General features: G+C 49.1%; 20 protein-coding genes. 13 read left to right on the top strand and 7 right to left on the bottom strand.

Going from position 1 to position 21,473, the window contains the following annotated elements:
- Positions 1–423: 423 nt before the first annotated feature.
- The 5 genes from ABD836_RS09120 to ABD836_RS09100 form a co-directional block, all read right to left on the bottom strand.
- Positions 424–1,170 (bottom strand): SDR family NAD(P)-dependent oxidoreductase, encoded by a 747-nt coding sequence (locus tag ABD836_RS09120; protein ID WP_344934875.1) that lies wholly within the window; start codon positions 1,168–1,170, stop codon positions 424–426.
- Between the two features lie 12 nt (positions 1,171–1,182).
- Positions 1,183–1,938: an SDR family NAD(P)-dependent oxidoreductase gene (locus ABD836_RS09115; protein ID WP_344934873.1), complete on the bottom strand. Its 756-nt coding sequence runs from the start codon at positions 1,936–1,938 to the stop codon at positions 1,183–1,185.
- 50 nt (positions 1,939–1,988) lie between these two features.
- Positions 1,989–2,780, bottom strand: a complete 792-nt coding sequence (locus ABD836_RS09110; RefSeq protein WP_344934871.1) for an SDR family NAD(P)-dependent oxidoreductase — start codon at positions 2,778–2,780, stop codon at positions 1,989–1,991.
- A gap of 105 nt (positions 2,781–2,885) precedes the next feature.
- Positions 2,886–5,306, bottom strand: a complete 2,421-nt coding sequence (locus ABD836_RS09105; RefSeq protein ID WP_344934869.1) for a TonB-dependent receptor — start codon at positions 5,304–5,306, stop codon at positions 2,886–2,888.
- A 179-nt stretch (positions 5,307–5,485) separates the two neighbouring features.
- A complete protein-coding gene (locus tag ABD836_RS09100; protein ID WP_344934867.1) occupies positions 5,486–6,502 on the bottom strand; it encodes an NADP-dependent oxidoreductase in 1,017 nt (338 codons plus the stop codon).
- A 233-nt stretch (positions 6,503–6,735) separates the two neighbouring features.
- Between ABD836_RS09100 and ABD836_RS09095 the strand changes: the two genes are divergently transcribed.
- Together ABD836_RS09095 and ABD836_RS09090 are read left to right on the top strand one after the other, a co-directional pair.
- A complete protein-coding gene (locus ABD836_RS09095) occupies positions 6,736–7,497 on the top strand; it encodes an SDR family NAD(P)-dependent oxidoreductase (protein ID WP_344934865.1) in 762 nt (253 codons plus the stop codon).
- A gap of 78 nt (positions 7,498–7,575) precedes the next feature.
- The gene (locus tag ABD836_RS09090; protein WP_344934863.1) at positions 7,576–8,007 is read left to right on the top strand and encodes a nuclear transport factor 2 family protein; all 432 of its coding nucleotides are present in this window, start codon (positions 7,576–7,578) and stop codon (positions 8,005–8,007) included.
- Positions 8,008–8,084: 77 nt separating this feature from the next.
- Here the strand turns inward: ABD836_RS09090 and ABD836_RS09085 are convergent, their stop codons facing one another.
- Positions 8,085–8,774 (bottom strand): TetR/AcrR family transcriptional regulator, encoded by a 690-nt coding sequence (locus tag ABD836_RS09085; protein ID WP_344934860.1) that lies wholly within the window; start codon positions 8,772–8,774, stop codon positions 8,085–8,087.
- Between the two features lie 190 nt (positions 8,775–8,964).
- Here ABD836_RS09085 and ABD836_RS09080 point away from each other — a divergent pair, with 190 nt between their 5' ends.
- From ABD836_RS09080 to ABD836_RS09045, 8 genes are all read left to right on the top strand, one after another.
- Positions 8,965–9,936: a thiamine pyrophosphate-dependent dehydrogenase E1 component subunit alpha gene (locus ABD836_RS09080; protein ID WP_344934858.1), complete on the top strand. Its 972-nt coding sequence runs from the start codon at positions 8,965–8,967 to the stop codon at positions 9,934–9,936.
- 22 nt (positions 9,937–9,958) lie between these two features.
- A complete protein-coding gene (locus ABD836_RS09075; protein WP_344934856.1) occupies positions 9,959–10,990 on the top strand; it encodes an alpha-ketoacid dehydrogenase subunit beta in 1,032 nt (343 codons plus the stop codon).
- 2 nt (positions 10,991–10,992) lie between these two features.
- Complete coding sequence (locus tag ABD836_RS09070; protein WP_344934854.1) at positions 10,993–12,453, top strand: 2-oxo acid dehydrogenase subunit E2; 1,461 nt, start codon at positions 10,993–10,995, stop codon at positions 12,451–12,453.
- Positions 12,454–12,465: 12 nt separating this feature from the next.
- A complete protein-coding gene (gene lpdA, locus ABD836_RS09065) occupies positions 12,466–13,857 on the top strand; it encodes a dihydrolipoyl dehydrogenase (RefSeq protein WP_344934851.1) in 1,392 nt (463 codons plus the stop codon).
- An 8-nt stretch (positions 13,858–13,865) separates the two neighbouring features.
- The gene (locus ABD836_RS09060; protein WP_344934849.1) at positions 13,866–14,294 is read left to right on the top strand and encodes a Zn-ribbon domain-containing OB-fold protein; all 429 of its coding nucleotides are present in this window, start codon (positions 13,866–13,868) and stop codon (positions 14,292–14,294) included.
- A gap of 4 nt (positions 14,295–14,298) precedes the next feature.
- Complete coding sequence (locus tag ABD836_RS09055; protein WP_344934847.1) at positions 14,299–15,441, top strand: thiolase family protein; 1,143 nt, start codon at positions 14,299–14,301, stop codon at positions 15,439–15,441.
- Between the two features lie 34 nt (positions 15,442–15,475).
- A complete protein-coding gene (locus ABD836_RS09050) occupies positions 15,476–16,855 on the top strand; it encodes an aromatic ring-hydroxylating oxygenase subunit alpha (protein ID WP_344934844.1) in 1,380 nt (459 codons plus the stop codon).
- 119 nt (positions 16,856–16,974) lie between these two features.
- Positions 16,975–17,286: a Rieske (2Fe-2S) protein gene (locus ABD836_RS09045; protein WP_344934841.1), complete on the top strand. Its 312-nt coding sequence runs from the start codon at positions 16,975–16,977 to the stop codon at positions 17,284–17,286.
- Between the two features lie 49 nt (positions 17,287–17,335).
- Here ABD836_RS09045 and ABD836_RS09040 read toward each other — a convergent pair whose 3' ends face one another.
- The gene (locus tag ABD836_RS09040; RefSeq protein ID WP_344934839.1) at positions 17,336–18,340 is read right to left on the bottom strand and encodes an NADP-dependent oxidoreductase; all 1,005 of its coding nucleotides are present in this window, start codon (positions 18,338–18,340) and stop codon (positions 17,336–17,338) included.
- 268 nt (positions 18,341–18,608) lie between these two features.
- Here ABD836_RS09040 and ABD836_RS09035 point away from each other — a divergent pair, with 268 nt between their 5' ends.
- The 3 genes from ABD836_RS09035 to ABD836_RS09025 are packed head-to-tail and all read left to right on the top strand — an operon-like array spanning position 18,609 to position 21,407.
- Positions 18,609–19,751: an NAD(P) transhydrogenase subunit alpha gene (locus ABD836_RS09035; RefSeq protein WP_344934836.1), complete on the top strand. Its 1,143-nt coding sequence runs from the start codon at positions 18,609–18,611 to the stop codon at positions 19,749–19,751.
- A 1-nt stretch (position 19,752) separates the two neighbouring features.
- Positions 19,753–20,049 (top strand): NAD(P) transhydrogenase subunit alpha part 2, encoded by a 297-nt coding sequence (locus ABD836_RS09030; RefSeq protein WP_344934834.1) that lies wholly within the window; start codon positions 19,753–19,755, stop codon positions 20,047–20,049.
- Entirely contained in the window at positions 20,046–21,407 is a 1,362-nt protein-coding gene (locus ABD836_RS09025; RefSeq protein ID WP_344934832.1) for an NAD(P)(+) transhydrogenase (Re/Si-specific) subunit beta, read from the top strand. Before ABD836_RS09030 ends, ABD836_RS09025 begins: the two co-directional genes overlap by 4 nt.
- The last annotated feature ends 66 nt before the right edge of the window (positions 21,408–21,473 follow it).

Below are 21,473 nucleotides of genomic sequence, written 5' to 3'. Positions count from 1 at the left end.
TAATTCCATATTAATGGCACGCGAGTCTCCGCTAGCTATGGGACGGATCAAATTTTCGTTCCGGATAAAACCTCATAAGCATAGAGCAAAGCCTTCAGACTCCGGCCCGCGCTCAGTCCCTTAACAACTCACTCCCCAGAGTATTACTCATACTTCTGTATTGAGAAATACGTGGCAGTAGCGCCAATACGGCAGCTCTCACGTGACGAGAATCTTATCGCCGAACGCATACTCGTATTGTATTAACCGAGCACACTGGTCATATCGACTCTACGCTAAGCAGAGGATTCGACAAACTCCGCCACAACAACAAACGGACAAACTTGTTTTTTATTTAGCTGAAATGAGTATACCCAAGTCATATACAAAATAAACAGCTTTTCGCTAATTTGTCGTTGCTAGAAATACAACGATCAAGTCACTCTACTGGGCAGTCCAACCGCCATCTACTGGCAGTAGCGTTCCTGTATTGAACGAGGAAAGATCAGAGGCCAGAAACATAACCGCATTAGCCACCTCTTCTGGCGTACCAAGGCGCTTCATTGCGTGAAGTGAGGCGAGTGAATCTAGGTCGTCTACGGTACTCATAACCAGTGGCGTAGCAACATTGCCAGGGCATACCGCGTTAATACGAATAGGCGAATTCGCATACTCTACCGCCGCTGTTCGCGTTAAGCCGGCAACAGCAAACTTGCTACTAACGTAAAACGACGCGCCCGGAAATACACGCTGTGACAAGGCTGAAGCCATATTGACAATACAGCCGCTATTTTGCTTAAGCATAACTTGTAGCTCTGCCCGCATACACAACCACACGCCTTTTAAATTTACGCCCATCACCCGGTCATAGTCATCTTCAAGAGTCTCGGCCACTGGCAGTATGGGCGCGGATATACCGGCATTATTTACCGCTACGTCGATTCGACCCCATTTGGCGACAATACTGTCGATCATCACCTGCACATCGCAGGCCTTGCTAACATCGCCCTGCAGGGCCAAAGTCTCTGCACCGAGCGCGTTCAATTCGGCGATCGCAGCGGCAACGGCCTTTTCAGAAATATCGGCAACGGCAATTTTCGCACCGGCTTTCGCAAAGCCGATAGCGCAACCGAGACCGAGGCCTGCGCCCGCACCGGTAATAAATACTATTTTGTTCTTAAAATCGAACATAGATTTTCCTCTTTAGCAGGAGTTACCGCCGTCGACCATATAGGTACCACCAGTACAGTAGCTAGCGTCATCGCTCGCTAGAAATACCATCATCCCAGTAATTTCATCTGCCCTGCCATAGCGCCCCATTGGTGTCACTTGTTCCAACTGAGATTTAAAAAATGCAGCATTTCCAGGCGCGTAGCCTTCCTCAATCGATCGCATCATTCGGGTGTCCAGCGGACCAGGGTTAACTGTATTAACACGAATATTAAACGGCGCGAATTCTTTTGCTGCACAGCGCATTAAACCGATCGCTGCGTGTTTGCTGGTGTTGTACGACATCATGTTCGGGCTACCCTGCACTCCAGCGCCAGAAGAAGTAATTATAATGCTCCCGCCATGCGCCTTCATTGCGGGCAAGACAGCCTTAAGACCCAGCCATACACCATTAACATTGATTGACATAACACGCTGAAAGTCCTGGAGGGAGCATTCATCAATAGGGCCAATTTTTCCTTCAACACCAGCATTGGCGACAAAGACGTCAATACGACCAAAACGCGCTAACGTTGCCCTAACCATTTCCAAATTATCGTCTTCGCTACTCACATCGGCCTGTATAAAATCGTGTTCGCCAGGGAGGTCTTTGGAATATTCCGATAGCACCGAAATATTCCAGTCTGCCATCATGACCTTGGCGCCTTCATTCAGGAAGCTTTTCACGGTCGCCATGCCGATTTCACCGGCTGCGCCGGTGATCAGTATCACTTTGTTATTTAATTTCATACATGGAGCCTTTTGTATCAGCAGCGCTCATCGTCGCGAAAAAGTAGGAGTCATATCTCGCCGGCGGCAATCATCGCATCGTAGGTTTCTGTGCCGAGGGGATTTCTGCGTAAGGTAAGACCACCATTAACCTGAAGGTTTTGTCCTGTCATGAAGCACTCGTCAGATGCCAAAAATACTGCCGCTGCAGCAATATCCTCGCTGGTCCCAACACGACCAAGCGGATAACATTTTCTGAACGTTTCAACTAACGCGCCGCTCTGCATAGCGCTCGACGTCATCGGGGTATCGGTCAGGCCTGGCGATATACTATTCGCGCGTATGCCTTTTTCACCATATTGATTTGCCACACAACGAACCACATGGTCAATTCCCGCCTTGGTGCCCATATAGGCAGCATGATCATCAAGCATGATCGTCGCAGTCGCCGAAGAAATTTGTATGATCGAGCCGCCAGTAGCATCCATTAATTGTAGTAATTTTTGCATCCACAAAAATGGGCCCTTAAATTGCAGATCAACAATACGATCAAGGTCTTCTTCGGTGTTCTCAGTAAAGGGCACTAGCAAACCCCAGCCAGTACAATTAAGCGCAATATCAACGCGACCATGGCGCTCAACAATGCTATCGAACATGGCGTTGATCGAAGACTTATCGCACAAGTCGCAATAGACCCAATCACCATTTATTTCTTTGGCCAGGACTTTGAGGTTATCTTCATTACGGCCGGAAACCACGACCGTAGCACCCTCTTCCGCAAAACGGCGAGCAATTACCTGACCCATATTATCTTTACCGGCGGCGCCGATAATTGATGCAATTTTACCCTGTAATTTACCCATTACTTTCTCCCCGATCCTTTTACAGTTTTACAACTAATAATTTTTTTCACAAAGCGATAAATGGCCCGCCACAAGAAAGTAGGCAGACCATTTTTGGTTTACTATTTAATCAAATCGGTAGGTTAACTGAACTGCAAGGGTTCTAGGCAAAGAGGTAAAGCCCATTTGGTCGGCGTACTCACCGCCCGCTGCCGGTGTACTAGGGCCATCGACGACACCGGACACAATATGCTCATCGGTAAGATTCTTACCCAACAATTGTACCTCCCACTCTCGCCCTTCACCCGCCAGAGAGATACTGGCATTCAGTGTGGTATAGGCGTCGCGCATCGCATGCGGATTTGCAAAACCAGAGGCGTTGTACTCATCTGAGTAAATACCGTCTACCGCAAGACCATACTCCCAACCATTCTGCAGATACTTGTTGTAGCCAACGCCAAAAGACGCAGACACCTCTGGCGCCATTGCAGTTGATTCGCCGCTAATATCCTGGCCGGGTGTACCATTTGTGCCGGGTACAGTTGTATTACAACCCTGCGCAGTAGTTTGTCCCGCCCAACACGGCGCAACAAAATTATCGTACTCCGCATTGTTGAATGCCAGCGAACCGCGAATTGACAAACCCGGTGCAGCGCGTGGCGCAAACTCAGCGTCTAGCTCCAGCCCTTGTGTTTTCGCCGTACCGGCGTTCAGCGTGATAAATGCGAATGTCGGTGAATTAAAGAAATCGACTTGCAGATCATCATACTCAAAATCATATACCGCAACGTTCAATCGCAACTGATTGTCGAGAAGCGTTGACTTAAGACCGATCTCAAAACCAGCAGCCGTTTCCGGCTCAAACAAGAAATCGGATTCCGACCCACCCATAAAGTCTGCAGAGTAAATGCCGCTATTAGAAAAACCACCGGATTTGTAAGCTGTTTTATACGAAAAATACGCCAGCGTATCATCTAATACTCGCCAGCTCAGTGTGGCCTCTGGAGACCATTCTTCAAAGCTTTGGTTGCCACGAGCAACCTCATTCACACGCCAGATTCCGCCCAAACCTTCGTTTACATAGGGGTGAACAAATTCCGAATCTTTGGTCTCGTCACTGTACCGCGCACCCAGGCTTAGCTCAACGCGGTCGCTAAACTCATAGTTAACTTGAAAGAAGGGTGAGATGGTCTCGCCATCTGTAAAGCTCTTTTTCTGACTACCAACATGAACAAGCTGTGGATCTTGTACGCGACTGTCCATTAATCCGCCGGCAGTCACGTATTGATCGAATTTACGCTCTGTAGTCTGATACAAAATACCCAGCATAAAATTAAGTGCACCATCAAATTCTGATGTTAGACGAAGCTCTTCAGAGAATGCCTCCCAGGTATTTCTTTCAGTGGCAAAAGTTGGCGTTGGAAACGATTGAAAATCGCCAGACAAGCCAAAGGTATTTTGATTGTCCTGAAAATTCGTTAACGACGTTAGGGTAAAACGCTCAAAGCTATACTCTATATTTGCGGTTAATGAGTAAGACTCATACTCATTGAAAAGGTCGCCATTGCTACGCGCATATGGGAGGCTACTCGCAATAATAGACGGCATACGGTTTTGCGTAATAACAAAATTATCACCGCAGTTTAAATCAGGGTTAACACCACCCACACCACCTGGGCAATCAAATGCAGTGTAATTCCATGATGAATTGTCCACCTCGGATTTTGTTGTCGACGCGGTAAACAGCATGGAAAGTTCGTCACTCGGATCTACCGACACCATCAATCGCGCCAGTGTCTCGACTTCACCGGGGGCATCGCGATTATCCGCCGGCGCCGTGTAGGTCGTAGCGTCACCTGTCGCAACATCAGTAACAGTATAAAGCTGATCTGTCGATTTGTTCTCGAAATAGCCACCATTCATTTCACTATGACGAACAGATAAGCGCGCGTTTACGGTCTCGCTCAATGGGCCCGAAACAATCCCCTCTAGGCGATATTGCTCTGCTTCAATTTCATAACCGCCGCGTACGATAGCTTCAAATTCATCTGTTGGTTTCGCCGATGTAATAGAGACTACGCCGGCCGTCGCGTTTTTGCCAAAAAACAGTGCCTGCGGGCCCTTCAGCAATTCAATTTGCGCTAAGTCAAACATACCTTCATTAAGGACCCGACCTTGACCGTAGTAAACACCATCGAGAACAACAGCGACCGATTGCTCAATACCAATACTAGTAGAGCTCGAGCCGATGCCCCGCAACGTCATTTGCGCACCAGACCCATTTGATGAGCGACCAACAAAAAACTGGGGTGACAGGGCGGCAATACGTTCAAGACTTGTTACATCAAATTTTTCTATTCTCTCTTGAGAGATTGCACTCACCGCAACAGGAGCGTCTTGCAGTGTCTCTTCCCGCTTACGTGCAGTAACAAGCACCTCTTCAAGACCACCGCGAGCCGCATTTTCCTGGGCATACGCTAGTCCAGGGAGAAGCAAAGTACTTCCAATAGCCATAGCAATTGGCGTCAACAGAAATCGCTTATACATAAATAGTCCTCTGATGGTGTAGTAATTATTAATATTAGTTTTCACCACTGCCGCCATCATTCAGCGTGCAGCTATGGCATTAGCCATCTCGTGAGAATCCATAAACTATCACCCATCATAAAAAAAACCAACAAAATTGTTTTTATAATTTCAAAGTCAATAAAGTCACCTGCAAAAGCTCAAAAGAGCCTTACTATGCTCTTGCCCAAGTTTTTCCCTGCCAACATGTCGCAAAATGCTGCGGCCGTGGTCGCTATACCGTCGGTGATACTCACCGGGGCGTTTAATTTTCCCTCTGCAATCCATTGGCCGATTACTGCACTAGCTTCTTCGTAATCATCGACGTAATCAGAAAACATAAAGCCCTCAGCCCGAGCACGCTTGGTAATTAGCTCCCACAAATTATGAACCCCCGCATGCTTACCGGAAGCGTCATATTGTGAAATAGCACCGCACAATATAACGCGCGCTTTCAGTGCCAAATGCGGCAGCACAGTGTCTAACATTTCGCCACCAACATTATCGAAGTAGACATCAACGCCGTTAGGCGCTAGCTCCTGAATGCTTTGCGCTAGACCGGGTTCAGATTTGTAATTAATAACATCGTCATAACGTAGCTCGCTCTTAAGCCACTGACATTTTTCGCCTGAACTGCTAATGCCTATCGTCCGGCACCCTAGTATTTTTGCCATTTGACCTACTAAGCTACCAACACCCCCAGCCGCAGCGCTAACCAGCACCGTATCACCGCGTTTTGCTCTACCAATATCGGTGAGACCAAAGTAAGCGGTCATACCTGACGGACCTAGGACACTTAGATGGTGTTCCGCACTCACGCCACTCCCCAGCTCAATGCACGTCATTAAATCACTGCCATCGGCGACGCTATAGCGCTCCCATGCGGTTCGGCCAACCACAAATGCGCCAACGGCATAATCGGCATGCCGAGATTCAACGACCTCGCCAAGCACAATACTTTGCACGGCTTCATTGAGCGGCATTGCCGCAAGATAGTTGTCTGAGGCGCCCTCGTTCATCCACTGCCGAAAACCGGCATCGAGCGACAAATAGTGATTTTTAATGAGAAACTGACCATCGCTCAAAGATGGAATATCACAGTCAAGTAATTGAAAATTAACGGCTTTTAGTTCACCTTCCGGACGGCTAGACAGGACTACTTTCTGATTTTTTTCCACAATACGCCTCGTTTTTATAGTAGATAGAAAAGAACTTGAAGCTACGCTGAGAAATATCACCGCCAGAGAGTTGCCAATGCAATCTTTTTGGCCCAATATAAAACAGTCAAACTTGTTTTTAATTAAGAATACACGATTATGCGAATAAATCGAGTTGATATTTCTGGGACGCTTACGCTTCGACCTCGATAAGCACGATCGAAACCAACCTATAAATTTAACAAGGAATACACATGGCTCGCTTACACAATAAAGTCGCCTTGATCACCGGCGCAGCATCTAATCCTGGCCTAGGTCGCTCTATCGCACTCGCCTTTGCAAAAGAAGGCGCGAAGCTCGTTATCACCGACATTGACGCTAAAGGCTTAGAAACGACCCTGGCCGACGTTAAGGCTTTAGGTGCCGACGCCATCGCCTTAAGTCAAAATGTGACATCCGAGCAAGGCTGGATCGATACAATTGCAACAGTGGAGTCTAAGTATGGCCAGCTCGATATTTTAGTAAACAACGCTGGTATTGCTATTCTCCGGAACATCGATGAAATGACCATGGACGAGTACAATCGCCAAATGGACATCAATATGAGCAGCGTTTTCATTGGCTGCAGAGAGGCAATTAAAGCTATGCGCAAAACAGGTGGTGGCTCTATTGTGAATATGTCGTCGGTAGCCGGCTTAGTTGGTATGCCAAGAACCGGCGCCTACGGCGTAAGTAAAGCGGGTGTTCGAATATTAAGCAAAACCGTTGCCCTCGAAAACGCACGCCACAATATTCGCTGCAACTCGGTACACCCCGGTATGATAATGACCAATATCCAAGAAGATGCAAAACGCGACAACCCCGAGCACTTCGATATTCTCGTTGATTCATTACCAATGTCGCGAATGGGCACGCCTGAAGAAGTGGCAAGCTGTGTTCTTTTTCTAGCTTCGGACGAGTCCAGCTATGTCTCTGGCACCGAACTCGTGGTGGATGGCTGCCTAGTTGCCCAGTAATTTTATCCAATTACCATCCCTAGCTAAAACACTAACATGGCTGGGGATTTATTATTAATAACAGTAAAGGACATGCTAATGACCGACGTGAATAAGCTGCTAATGTTACGTGAAATCGAAGACCTTATTTTAGAATACGCTATCGCCTTAGACAGAAAGGATTATGATTTACTCGACAATATATTTACTCCCGACACCCATGTTGAGTACCTAGGCATCGGCGACTGCCACGGTTGCGACGCCGTAAAAGGTCTAGTCACTGGCGTATTGGAACAGTGCGCTGAGACCCAACATATGCTAAGTAACATCCGCATAAAGCTAAATGGCGATACCGCTACCGCCAGCTGTTACCTACAGGCCATTCATGTTGGTAAAGGCGACCACGAAGGTCAATTGCTTACAATATGGGGGGAGTACCTCGACGAGGTTATACTCACAGATTCGGGCTGGCGTATTAGCAAACGGCAATTACGAACAATTTTCAGTCAAGGTGATGTTGGCTTACGCTAGGCGCATACAGAACCAATACCGATTGAGAATAAAAAAATGGCCGCTAAAGCGGCCATTTTTTTATTCTGCAACTTAGGTTATTTCGCCGAGTCTTCTGCGAGTTTAGACTCAATAGACTCATCGTAAATTTCCATAAGAATCAGCGCAAGATAATCAATAACTTTTTTAACCCTTGCATTTCGGCGTGTAGACATCTGACTCATGGCCATGCCCTTCATAAGAAATTGCACTAGGTCGTGTGCAGGCTCTAATGCAGGTAGCTTTTGCCAATGCGGAAAAACAGATTTCGCCATTTGCAAAAACTGCTTTTCAAAATCCTTCTCGACCGGGTCCATTACCGCCTTTAATTCCGGATCGGTTCGCGATGCACCGAGCAACTCCTGGTAGGCAATAAACGATGGCATATTGACATAATTCCACGCCATCTCAACCGAGTTACGAATGTCTTTGTTAGTCAACTGCGCGTCCGGCGTATCGATATCTGCCATTAACTCCATATACTCCCTAAGGCGCATTTCATGGAGGTAAGCGATAACCGCTTTCATTACCGACATTCTCGAGGGGAAGTGATGCATCATCGCCCCCCTAGAGACGCCAGCCCGATTAGCGATAAGCGCCGTAGTCGTATTCGCATAACCAATTTCTATAAAGCAGGTCATCGCTGCATCTAAAATTGCTGTGCGCGTCATTGCGCTTTTTTCCGCCTGCCAGCCCGCTTCTTTCTTCGGCGCTTTTACAGCGGCCTCCTTGGATGACGTTTTTGCCATTATTGTATTCCTTTCACTGCTTACACAAAGCCGTATAAGACCGTAATTACCGTGCCAATTTACAATAACCGACACGTGTTTGTATACATACTACGACAAATCAACCGACCAAACAAACTTGCTTGTTTTTTTTAATATTTGGTGTAAGCTTCATTCAGCCTATAAATAACCAGTAATAAGGGGCAGCTTTATGCCATATGATTCCGCATTTTTATTGCGTGCTTATCGCACGATGAAAACCATCAGAATTTTTGAAGAACGCTGCATCAAAGAGTTCGAGGCCGGAAACGTACCTGGCTTTGTTCACGCCTCTAACGGTCAAGAGTCGGTAGCGGTCGCGTCCTGTATCAGCTTAAGCGACACCGACATTATCGGCAGCACCCACCGCGGTCACGGTCACTCGATCGCCAAGGGCTGCGACGTAATTGGCATGATGAAAGAGATCATGGGCAAATCAACAGGCCTATGTAAAGGCAAAGGCGGCTCCATGCACATCGCCGATTTTGACAAGGGCATGATTGGCGCCAACGCAATAGTTGGCGGCGGCCAACCCCTCTGCAATGGCGCTGCACTGGCATCCAAAACCTTGGGCACCAAAGATATCGCCATGTCATTCGGCGGCGATGGCAGTGCCAATCAGGGCACTGTTTTAGAATCACTGAACTTCGCCGTTGTCCTGAAACTCCCCCATATTTTTATGTTTGAAAACAATGGCTACGGCGAAGGTACTGGCGCTAATTACGCGCTTGGCTGCGACAGTTTAGCCGACCGAAACCGCGCATTTGGAATGCCATCAGAATTCGTAGACGGCACTGATTTCTTTGCGACCTACGAGGTCTGCCAACGCGCTATTGCCCACGCCCGTAATGGCGACGGCCCGTATGCGATTGAAGCCGAAACCGTGCGCTTTGACGGCCACTTCATCGGAGACCCGCAGCTGTATCGTGGTAAAGACGAAATTAAGCTCGCCAAGAAAAATCGTGACTGCATAAAAATCTTCCGTGACCGCGTACTGAAAGAAGGCTGGCTAACAGCTGAAGAAATGGACGCAATCGATGTTGAAGTTATTGCGCTGATTGAAACCGCAGTAAAAGAAGGTCTCGCGGCGCCCAACCCAGACCCCGAGACTGATCTCATGGCTGACGTTTACTGCTCTTACTAAGATTTTCAATTAGGAATTAAGCATGACTAATAAGATAAAAGGCCCAAGCTCGATCAAGACCTATCGCGAAGCAATCAATGATGCCCTACGTCAGGAAATGCGCCGCGATCCACGCGTTATTATTCTCGGCGAAGAAGTCTCTGGCGGTGCCGGCTGCGAAGGCCAGGACGACGCCTATGGTGGTGTTTTCGGTGTCACTAAAGGCCTGATGCCAGAGTTTGGGCGGGAGCGGGTAATCGATACCCCTATTAGTGAATCCGCAATTATAGGGGCCGCGGCAGGTGCCGCCAATAATGGTCTGCGGCCTGTCGCGGAACTGATGTTCTTTGATTTTATTGGCGTATGTTTTGACCAAATTTTTAACCAGGCGGCAAAATTTCGCTATATGTTTGGTGGTAAATCACGCACACCGATGGTCATTCGCGGCACCGTCGGTGCAGGTTGGCGAGCGGGTGCCCAGCACTCAAGTATGCTACACCCGGTAGTAACACATATCCCTGGCTTGAAGGTGGTTATGCCCAGCAACGCCTACGACGCCAAAGGCCTGTTAATTCAGGCTATCCGCGATGATGACCCTGTACTGTTTTTAGAACACAAGATTATGTACGACCTTGCCTGTGAGGTGCCCGACGAAGCGTACGCCATTCCCTTTGGTGAAGCGGCATTCCCCCGTGAAGGAACCGATGTCACCATTGTCGCCATCTCTAATATGGTAACCCGCGCCATTCAGGCTGCGGACGAACTTGCCAAAGAAGGTATTAGCTGTGACGTCATTGACCCGCGCACGGTGTCGCCACTCGACGAAGAGTCCATCCTGGAAAGTGTCGCCGTAACCGGCCGCTTAGTCATTGTTGACGAAGCCAACGAGCGCTGCAGCCTGGCCGCTGATATTTCTAGTATTGTGGCCGAAAAGGGATTCTCTAGCCTGCGCGCCCCTATCCGTAAAGTTACCGCCCCACACACCCCTGTGCCATTTTCACCGGTGCTGGAAGATGCCTATGTACCGAGTGTTGAGCGCATTATTCGCGCCGTCAAAGACGTCTTGGGAGCCTAATCATGTCAGTCATTACAGCCGTTACCATGCCCAAATGGGGCATGGAAATGTCAGAAGGTATTGTCAGTAATTGGTATTTCGCCGTTGGCGATGAGGTCACTGAAGAAGCCGAACTCGTTGATATTGAAACCAGTAAAATCATCAACACGATTACTGCCGCGAGTACCGGTATTTTAAGGGCAATAATAGCGAGCCCCGGAGAAACCTATAATGTTGGGCAGCTCTTGGGGATCATCGCCCCCGCTGACGTGAGTGAAGATGAGGTCAACGCCTTTATTCAAAGCCACTCGGGAGCAGCGCCGCAAATTGACGCGGCCGTTGTACAGGATGAGCCGCTAGCCGATGTCGCCGCCGTGTTCGAGAAGCCAGAATCACCAGCAGTGTCTCTGGGCGGGCTTGCTGAAGGCGCTGACGACAGCGACGTCGCCGCCACGGTGATCGCGAGACGAATTGCCAGCCAGTATAAAATAAACCTAAACAATATTACGCCGACGGGAAGCCATAACCGGGTCAACAAGACCGATGTTGAAGCCGCAATACTCGCCGCCGGTGGTCAATTAGCGGTACAGCCAGCCACCTTCGACGCCAGCCGCATTGACCGGGATGACAGCGATGTTAAGGCAACCTCCGTTGCACGTCGACTGGCCGCCAGCCTTGAGATCAACTTACTCGACTGCCGCGCCAGTGGCGACCGCGGTCGGGTGTGTAAAGCGGATGTTGAAGCCATCGCAGCGCGGCGTAGCGCGCCGGCACCGGCCGTGCAAGCCGCCGACGACACACCTGAATATACCGACGTTCCAATGTCAGGTATGCGCAAAGTTATTGCCAAGCGGCTTCAAGAGTCTAAGCAAACCGCCCCCCACTTTAGAGTTAACGTCGATGTGTGTATTGATGAATTACTTGCAAGTCGCGCGCAAATCAATGCCGCCAATACACAAGCTAAAGTTTCGGTAAACGACTTTATCGTCAAGGCTTGTGCCTGCGCCCTGACTAAAATCCCTGCAATGAATATTCAATTTACCGGCGACACGATTCATCAATTTGCTCACGCTGACATTTCGGTAGCGGTCGCCATTGACGAGGGATTGATAACCCCGATCGTACGCGCGGCAGAATCCAAAGGCTTGTTGTCAATATCCAATGAGGTACGCGACCTTGCGACCCGCGCCAAACTCGGCCGGCTCTCGTCCAGCGAATTTCAAGGCGGAACATTCTGTGTTTCCAATCTAGGCATGTACGGCATCAAGAGCTTTGACGCCATTATCAACCCGCCGCAGGCGGCAATTCTAGCAGTGGGCGCGGGTGAACAACGCCCTATTGTACGCAACGGGGAACTCGGTATCGCAACACTAATGTCACTCTCCCTAGCCAGCGATCATCGCGTTATCGACGGCGCCCTCGCGGCCGAGTTTATGCAGTGCCTAAAAGGCTTCCTTGAGCAACCAGCAACGATGCTGGGTTAAAAGGAGAGCATCATGAGCGATTTCGATCTCATCGTTGTTGGCGGCGGTCCCGGTGGCTACGTGGCCGCAATACGTGCAGCCCAACTCGGCTTTAAAACCGCCTTAATTGAGAAGGCGGAGCTCGGCGGGGTCTGCCTTAACTGGGGCTGTATTCCCACTAAGGCACTACTGCGCGGCGCAGATATTGCCCACACACTAAAGCATGCGGCACAGTTTGGCTTCGCGCTAGAAGCGCCAAGCTTAGACCTCGCCAAACTCGTTGGTCACAGCCGCAGCACGGCCAAGCGGTTAAGCCAGGGTATCGATTACCTGATGAATAAAAATGCCGTAACCGTTATTCGTGGTCACGCCAAAATTATCGCGCCATTTACTTTACGTGTAAGCAGCGATGACGGCGATCAGCAGTATCGCGCCGACCATATTATTTTGGCAACCGGTGCCCATGCGCGCGACCTCGCCAATATTCACGTAGACGGCAAGCTTGTGTGGGGCGCCCGCGAGGCAATGACACCAACAGCGCTGCCCGAACGTTTACTGGTTATCGGCGCCGGTGCGATTGGCGTCGAGTTTGCCAGTCTCTATAACGATCTCGGCAGTCACGTCACCCTAGTGGAAGCTGCAAGCAAAATAGTACCGATGGAAGATAGCGATGTGTCCACGCAGCTAGCAAAAAGTTTTACTGAGCGCGGCATTAACATTCATACATCGACCACAGTAGAAGCAATTGAGCGCCACGCCGACACTGTTACCGCAGAACTTTTAACGGCTAACGGCCGCACACAAATCACTGTCGACCGGGTCATTCTTGCCGTGGGCATTAGCGGTAATATTCAAGCGCTTGGCTTAGAAGACGTCAAGGCTGATACCGACCGCGGGTTTATAAAAACTGATGCATTTAGCAAAACGAATATCGTCGGTCTATACGCCATTGGCGATGTTGCCGGCCCGCCCTGGCTTGCCCACAAGGCCAGCCACGAAGCGGTAATTTGCGTAGAAAAAATTGCCGGCGTCGCCGGCGTGAAGCCGCTCCGTAAAGATCGTGTACCGGGCTGCACTTACTGCCGCCCACAAACCGCAAGCGTTGGCCTAAGCGAAGAGAAAGCAAAGTCAGCGGGCCACAAAGTGCGCATTGGCCGTTTTAACTTAAATGCTAACGGTAAGGCTCTGGCAATTGACGAAAGTGTTGGCTTTGTCAAAACCATTTTTGATAGTGAGACCGGTGAATTGCTCGGCGCTCATATGATTGGCGCAGAGGTGACCGAACAAATTCAGGGCTTCTGCATTGCACAACAGCTCGAAGCCACTGACCACGAACTGGCAAATAGCATTTTTGCTCATCCTACGCTGTCCGAGTCCATGCATGAATCCGTGCTCGACTCACTGGGCATTGCCATTCATCAGTGAGAGTAGCCATGACACAACAGCTCGCAATTAAAGAAGGCCTATTCACTTGGCCGGCCGACAAACCAGAATTACTCGGCAGCCGCTGCAAACACTGCAGCGAAGCGGCATTTCCTGCTCAAGACGATTGCCGTGCATGTGGCCAGCGCGACACTGAAATCATCACACTGGGGAGCCGCGGCACGCTATGGACATGGACAATTCAAAGCTTTATGCCCAAATCACCGTACCTAAGCGACGAAACGCCTGAAACTTTCAAGCCCTATGGCGTCGGCTATGTCGAAATGCCCGGCGGCGTCAGAGTTGAAAGTAGATTGCAATTGAATGAAGGTCAAACGCCCCATATAGGCATGCTTCTAGACCTTGACATCCAAGCCTTTCGAACCAATGACAGCGGACAGCAAATCATGATGTTCAGCTTTAAAGCCGCCGAGGAGTAAACAGATGGACGTCGCCATTATAGGAATAGGTCTACATCCCTTTGGCCGCTCACCAAGCTTGACCGGCCAGCAGCAAGGCGCCAGCGCAATTCGCACTGCACTGGCGGATGCGGGGCTTAATTGGAAGGATATGCAATTCGCCTACGGCGGCAGCCAAGACGGCGGCAATGCCGACGCCCTCGTTAACGAACTTGGCCTCACTGGATTGCAGTTCACCAACATCTGGAATGGCTGCGCCACTGGTGGCAGTTCATTGCACGCTGCCTATACCGCAATCAAATCTGGCGAATACGATCTTGGCGTAGTGGTCGGTTTCGACAAACACGCCCGCGGCGCATTCAACCCCCAACCCAGCGACTGGGGACTCGATGATTGGTACGGCGAAGCTGGCATGATGCTAACTACGCAGTTCTTTGCCATGAAAATTCAACGCTATATGCATGACCACGGCATCTCTAACGATTCATTGGTTCGTGTATCTGAAAAGGCATTTCACAATGGCGCACTAACGCCAACAGCATGGCGCCGCGACGCCTTGAGCGGCGAGCAAATAGCCAACTCAATGATGGTCAGTGATCCACTGCGCAAATATATGTTCTGCAGCCCCGCCGAAGGTGGCGCAGCGCTGATCTTATGTAACGCCAATATCGCAGAACGCTACACCAAAAAGCCCATTTACTTAAAAGCCGCCGCAGTACGCACCCGTCACTACGGTAGCTTTGAGGTATTCAGCCCTTCGCAGGCAATGACACTTGCAGACGCACCCACAGTCACCGCATCAAAAGCCGCCTTTGAGCTAGCAGGCCTCGGCCCCAAGGATGTCGATGTTATGCAATTGCAAGACACTGACAGCGGCACCGAAATAATTCACATGGCCGAAAATGGTTTCTGCGAGCACGGTGAACAAGAAAGATTATTACGCGACGGCGCAACCATGATCAATGGTGCGATGCCAGTGAATACCGACGGCGGCTGCCTAGCCAATGGCGAGCCCGTAGGTGCGTCTGGGCTGCGCCAAGTACATGAGATTTGCGTACAACTGCGCGGCGACGGTGGCGCTAGGCAAGTACCCGGTTCACCTAAGGTTGGCTACACCCACGTTTACGGCGCGCCAGGTATTAGCGGCGTCAATATTCTTACACGATAAGTGCAGGCATTATAAAAATTAGGAGCTAAAACCTATGACAAGTAATCCAAAACAACAAGGCGGTACTGTTCGCTGTGAAGGCACTTCCTTTCAAGATCTACTGGATTTTGAGGAAGTCGACGTACCGGCCTATTTGCGTGAAAACACCTGCGAATACATGGGCGACGAAGATATTGATATGGCGCGCTGGATAGCAAGGGAGTTTCACGACAAAGAAGCCGAAAAACTGTGGCCCAAAGTTTGGCAAATGGCCTGCCGAGCTGACGATATTCCAGAAGTCGGTGATCACCACGTTTACGAAGTCGTCAACCAGTCTGTGATTGTTACCCGCACCAGCGAAAACACGATAAAAGGATTTATTAATTCCTGCCTGCATCGCGGCCGGATACTGCGTGATGAAGACGGTCACGTAAAAGAGTTTAAATGCCCTTTCCACGGCGCCACCTGGAGCCTAGACGGCGAATTTCAGGGCATACCCTGCCAGTGGGATTTTAAACACTTTGACGACAAAGACATGAAGCTCCCGCAAGTAAAGGTAGACACCTGGGGCGGCTTTGTTTTCATCAACTTCGATGAAAATGCAATTTCACTCGAAGAATACCTAGCGCCAATGCCGGATCACTTCAGCCGCTTCCCGCTGCATGACTATTACAAGGCTGTGCACGTGCAGCGTGAAATACAGTGCAACTGGAAGGTTGGCACAGAAGCCTTTATGGAGTCATTCCATACCGTGGCGACACATCGAGAGATTCTAACCTTTACCGGTGATGCCAATTCCCAGTACGACACCTTTGGCGAGAACATAAGTCGCTCAGTGACGCCGATGGGCACCCCAAGCCCGCACCTTAGCGGTGTTTCAGAGGAAGACGTCATGCGCGATATTCTCGAGCTTTCTGGACGCATGGCATTGAGTTCATCGGAAGGACAGTTATTACCAGATGGCGTAACGGCTAGAAAATATGTGGCCGAAACAAACCGAAAACTCTATGAAGAAGCCTCTGGCGAAGATTTGTCTGACGCAACCATGGCGGAATTAGAAGATGCAATTTTATATAGCGCTTTCCCTAATTTCCAAGTTTGGATTGGTTATCACGGCAATATTGTTTACCGATTTATTCCAAATGGTGACAATCACGACAGCTGTCTCTTTGACGTCATGATTCTGCTCCGCTACCCCAAGGGCACCGAGAAACCACCGTCGGTCTCAGTGAATAAATTGGCACCGGATCAGTCATTTACCGTAGCCGAAGAGCTTGGCGCCCTCGGTCCGGTATTCGATCAAGACGACGGCAATATGCCCGCGGTACAAAAAGGCATGATGGCATCAAAGAAAGGCCGGGTAAGTTTAGCGTCTTACCAGGAAAGCCGTATTCGCCATCTTCATCAAACTATCGACAAATACCTCAACGCATAACCCCATGCTTGGCCGGTCTCCGCTCCGGCCTTTTTTGCAAGCATCTAAGCGACATAAACGTTAAGCTTACAAGGTATCTTTAAAGACTAATTTTCCTTATAAACAAGAATGTGATTATTATGACTAGCTACCATAACACCTTCGCGGCAAGCGAATTAGAAAACAATAGCAACAAAGCAATTAGTATAAACGGCAAGAATATTCTGATTTGCAACTCTGGCGGCGACTTTTACGCCATCGACAATTTATGTACACATCAACGCGCGGAACTCGAAGGCGGAAGAATAAGGAACTGCTTTATTTCATGCCCATTACATGGCGTGCGATTTAATTTGGAAACAGGTAAGCCCATGGGCCAGATGACGAATATTCCCTTAGCTACGTATCCGATAAAAGTATCTGAGACTGGAATTATTCAAGTAGAAGTGTAGAAATAAAAAAGGCGCTGCGAACAGCGCCAAAAGCATGACGAGAACCCGATCAAACCTTAACCAACATCTTGCCGTTGTTACTGCCGTCAAATAAGCGATTAAACGCCGACAAACAATTATCAAAACCGTCAACAATCTCTTCCCTAAACTCCAATTTCCCTTCATCCAACCACTGACCGATAGTCAGTGCCGCCTCGGGAAATTGTGCCAAATAATCGCTGATCAAGAATCCCCGCACTTCTGCACTGCGTGCCAGTATCTGCCACCAGTTGTAGGGACCCGGTACTGGCTCGGTCGCGTTATAGGAGGCAATAGAGCCGCAAAACAATACGCGCGCATGAGAATTAAGATTCAGCAATGCCGCGTCAAGAATTTCGCCGCCGACATTATCAAAATAAACATCGACCCCTTCAGGACAAGCCCTAGCAATCGCCGCAGTCATGTCCTCAGTGGTTTTGTAGTTGATTGTGTCGTCAAAGCCGATTGTTTTAAGCCACCCACATTTTTCATCGCTGCCCGCAATACCGACAACTCTGCAGCCCATTTGCTTGGCTATTTGGCCGCCAATTGAGCCGACGGCACCAGCGGCGGCGCTCATTAACAGGGTTTCGCCCGACTTTAAACCAGATCGGTCGGTTATTGCGAAGTACGCGGTTAAACCAACAGCGCCCATAATACTTAGATAATAATTTTCTGGGTAAGGGCTATCGTCGGGTATTTTGTTTAGAAAAAAACCGTTGGAAACACTATAGGTTTCCCAGCCACTGAGACCATATACCCGATCACCAACTTGGTAGTCAGGATGACAGCTCGCAACCACCTTACCCACCGTAGAGCTTCGAATCACACTTCCCAGTTCAATAGGTGGCATGTAGCTCGGCTCATCCCGCATCCAACCTCTAATCGCAGGATCAATTGAGATGTACTGATTTTCAATTATCAGCTCGCCGTCTTGTATTGCCTCTATAATGTGCTCGCGCTGTGGTACTGCTTTACTGCTCACAACGCCTTCTGGACGCTCGCACAGATAGAACTGCTTATTTTTGTACATCATCAAATATCACCACTTATTCTCGGTATGTTTTTATCGTATTGATGGTATTCAGCTTGAACTAAAAAATCACCACCGCCGGACGAAATAGGCTTATTGCAAAGCGTCTTATATCAACAACAATGGCAACGACAAGTGAAGGCAAATTCTATCTTCATTTCATTAAAAATACAAACATGATTGTTTTATTTAAAGGTTTGTGTATAGTTCATCGTTGAGCGCAGTGACTAAAACAAAAAACACTGCATGCGTTTTTTGCTGGAGACTATACATGCTGATTGCCGTAGCCAAAGAGGTTGCTCCGAGTGAGCGCCGCGTGGCGCTGATTCCTGATTCAATTAAAAAACTGTGCCACCTTGGCGCCCAAGTCGCTGTAGAGTCTGGCGCGGGTCTGGGCGCGGGCTTTCGCGACATTGACTATAGCAACGCCGGAGCCACTATTGTCCCCAATCGTGAGCAACTACTTGGCAATGCCGACATCATAGTTCGTATTCACAAACCGAGTTCTGAGGACATCAACACTTATAAGGAGGGCGCAATTTCAATCAGTTGGCTCGACCCGTTTAATGAGAAAGATCTTATTCAAGTAATGCAGGATCGCAATATCAGCGCCATTTCTATGGAGATGGTGCCCAGAACGACCCGCTCACAAAAAATGGATGCACTCAGTTCACAGGCAAATCTTGCCGGCTATGTCATGGTTTCTAAGGCCATGGACAAGCTCGACCGAATTTTACCTATGATGATGACTCCCGCCGGCACCCTAAAGCCCGCGCGAGTGTTTATCATCGGCGCCGGTGTCGCGGGGCTGCAGGCTATCGCAACGGCAAAACGTCTTGGCGCCAAAGTTACGGCCTTTGACACCCGCACCGTGGTCGCGGAACAGGTTCGCTCCCTTGGCGCAAAGTTCCTAAAAATTGATCTAGGCGAGACAGGACAAACAAATGATGGATACGCCGTTCAGCTCAGTCCGGAGCAAATGCAATTGCAGAAAGACGGTCAGAAAGCCGAAATAGCGGAATCAAACGTGGTAATCACTACCGCTCAGCTTTTTGGCCGCAAGCCTCCGATCATTGTCAGCGCCGACGCCGTCGCCGCGATGCAGCCGGGCAGCGTTATTGTCGATATGGCGGCTGAGAGCGGCGGTAATGTCGAAGGCTCCGTCGCGGGACAAAATATTGTAACCGACAATGGTGTGACCATTATCGGCACGGGAAACTGGGCCAACGAAGTACCCCGCGATGCAAGCCAAATGTACTCCGCGAACGTCTTTAATCTTATCGATGAATTCTGGAATAAGGAACGCAAAGAAATGTACTTGGATTTCGACAACGATCTCCTTGGCTGTCTTATTACCCATGAATCGAACATTGTCAACGCGACGATACGCAAACACTACGGTCTGGAGGACTGACATGGAAATTTATGTATTTTTGGCATTTATTCTATTGCTGTCGGTATACCTCGGCTTTGAACTAATTAACAAAGTACCCGCCACTCTGCACACCCCGCTTATGTCAGCATCCAATGCAATTTCAGGTATTACTTTACTAGGTGCATTGATCATTGCAGGACGCACTTCATCACCGGAATTACGAACGATGATTGGCAGCGCTGCCGTTCTACTAGCAACAATCAATGTCATTGGCGGTTACGCTGTAACTGACCGTATGCTCGCCATGTTTAAGAAGAAAGAAGAGACCAAGAAATGAATACCACCCTAATTATTGGCATTAGCTATGTTATTAGCGCCGGCCTATTTATTGCCGGTTTAAAACTACTAGGGTCTGCGGCGACAGCACGAAAAGGCAATATTCTTTCCGCTGCGGCCATGCTCATCGCGGTTCTCGCAACCTTGCTTGATCAGCATATTATCGACTACCGCTATATTGCGATTAACATGGCTGCCGGCTCAGTAATCGGCCTTATTATCGCTCGTCGTGTTGCCATGACAGCAATGCCAGAAATGGTGGCACTATTCAATGGCCTTGGCGGTTTAGCTAGCCTGTTAGTCGGTGTCGCTGCAATCGAGATTGGTATTAACGCCTTCATTGGTTTTACAATTTTCTTGTCGATATTGATTGGCGGCGTGACCTTTACCGGTAGCCTTATCGCCTGGGGAAAACTCAGTGAAAGGATTGCTGGTCGCCCCATTATGTTCAAGGGTCAGGCAATCGTTAACTCGCTAACCATTATAATGATGCTGGTCAGTTGCTTTGTGTTTTCTGCATCACCGGAAAACACCACGTATTTATACATTGTTATTGCCCTAGCACTTGCCTTCGGTGTACTCGCGGTGATTCCTATTGGCGGCGCCGACATGCCAGTAGTTATTTCCCTCCTTAATAGCTATTCCGGACTCGCAGCCTGTGCTGCTGGTTTTGCTATCAGCAATAACCTATTGATCGTCGCGGGCTCGCTGGTCGGCGCCTCGGGAATTATCTTGACGCAAATCATGTGCAAGGCAATGAATCGCTCTTTAAGTAATGTGCTGCTTTCTGGGTTCAGTGCCGTCAAAAACAGCACACTGACGATTGAAGGTGAAGTAAAGGCCATTAGCGCACAAGACGCCTATTACGTTTTGGAAGCTGCGAGTACGGTGGCAATCATTCCCGGCTATGGTATGGCGGTTGCACAAGCCCAACACGCGGTTAAAGAGTTACAAGAATTGCTAGAGAAAAACGACGCGGAAGTCATTTACGGCATCCATCCTGTCGCCGGGCGTATGCCCGGCCACATGAACGTACTACTTGCCGAAGCCGATGTGTCTTATGATCTATTACTTGAAATGGATCACATTAACCCGCGCATGGAAAACGTTGACGTTGCCATTGTCATCGGTGCTAACGACGTAGTTAACCCTGCAGCGCGAGATATGGAAGGAAGTCCAATCTACGGTATGCCGGTTATTAATGTCGACAAAGCGCGTACTGTTTTTGTTATGAAACGCTCAATGGCATCTGGCTTTGCGGGTATAGACAATCCTTTGTTCTTTAAAGACAACACGCGCATGCTGTTTGGCGATGCCAAAGAAACCCTAAGCCAACTGATAAGAGAATTGAGTAATTAGTGAATCTTGAAAGTTCATTGAGCTGATATGCCAGCTAAATAAGTCACCGCCCACGGCGACTGTAGA

This window comes from Zhongshania borealis (assembly GCF_039539625.1).
GTDB lineage: Bacteria > Pseudomonadota > Gammaproteobacteria > Pseudomonadales > Spongiibacteraceae > Spongiibacter > Spongiibacter borealis.
Note: the sequence above shows the minus strand (reverse complement) of the source record. Positions and strands in the feature narration are given on the sequence as shown.

Coding starts and splice junctions, on each gene's coding strand:
- ABD836_RS09055 (WP_344934847.1), top strand. CDS start 14,299: ATGGACGTCGCCATTATAGGAATAGGTCTACATCCCTTTGGCCGCTCA.
- ABD836_RS09050 (WP_344934844.1), top strand. CDS start 15,476: ATGACAAGTAATCCAAAACAACAAGGCGGTACTGTTCGCTGTGAAGGC.
- ABD836_RS09095 (WP_344934865.1), top strand. CDS start 6,736: ATGGCTCGCTTACACAATAAAGTCGCCTTGATCACCGGCGCAGCATCT.
- ABD836_RS09075 (WP_344934856.1), top strand. CDS start 9,959: ATGACTAATAAGATAAAAGGCCCAAGCTCGATCAAGACCTATCGCGAA.
- ABD836_RS09045 (WP_344934841.1), top strand. CDS start 16,975: ATGACTAGCTACCATAACACCTTCGCGGCAAGCGAATTAGAAAACAAT.
- ABD836_RS09080 (WP_344934858.1), top strand. CDS start 8,965: ATGCCATATGATTCCGCATTTTTATTGCGTGCTTATCGCACGATGAAA.
- ABD836_RS09060 (WP_344934849.1), top strand. CDS start 13,866: ATGACACAACAGCTCGCAATTAAAGAAGGCCTATTCACTTGGCCGGCC.
- ABD836_RS09090 (WP_344934863.1), top strand. CDS start 7,576: ATGACCGACGTGAATAAGCTGCTAATGTTACGTGAAATCGAAGACCTT.
- ABD836_RS09025 (WP_344934832.1), top strand. CDS start 20,046: ATGAATACCACCCTAATTATTGGCATTAGCTATGTTATTAGCGCCGGC.
- ABD836_RS09085 (WP_344934860.1), bottom strand. CDS start 8,774: ATGGCAAAAACGTCATCCAAGGAGGCCGCTGTAAAAGCGCCGAAGAAA.
- ABD836_RS09110 (WP_344934871.1), bottom strand. CDS start 2,780: ATGGGTAAATTACAGGGTAAAATTGCATCAATTATCGGCGCCGCCGGT.
- ABD836_RS09120 (WP_344934875.1), bottom strand. CDS start 1,170: ATGTTCGATTTTAAGAACAAAATAGTATTTATTACCGGTGCGGGCGCA.
- ABD836_RS09070 (WP_344934854.1), top strand. CDS start 10,993: ATGTCAGTCATTACAGCCGTTACCATGCCCAAATGGGGCATGGAAATG.
- ABD836_RS09105 (WP_344934869.1), bottom strand. CDS start 5,306: ATGTATAAGCGATTTCTGTTGACGCCAATTGCTATGGCTATTGGAAGT.
- ABD836_RS09035 (WP_344934836.1), top strand. CDS start 18,609: ATGCTGATTGCCGTAGCCAAAGAGGTTGCTCCGAGTGAGCGCCGCGTG.
- lpdA (WP_344934851.1), top strand. CDS start 12,466: ATGAGCGATTTCGATCTCATCGTTGTTGGCGGCGGTCCCGGTGGCTAC.
- ABD836_RS09115 (WP_344934873.1), bottom strand. CDS start 1,938: ATGAAATTAAATAACAAAGTGATACTGATCACCGGCGCAGCCGGTGAA.
- ABD836_RS09030 (WP_344934834.1), top strand. CDS start 19,753: ATGGAAATTTATGTATTTTTGGCATTTATTCTATTGCTGTCGGTATAC.
- ABD836_RS09040 (WP_344934839.1), bottom strand. CDS start 18,340: ATGATGTACAAAAATAAGCAGTTCTATCTGTGCGAGCGTCCAGAAGGC.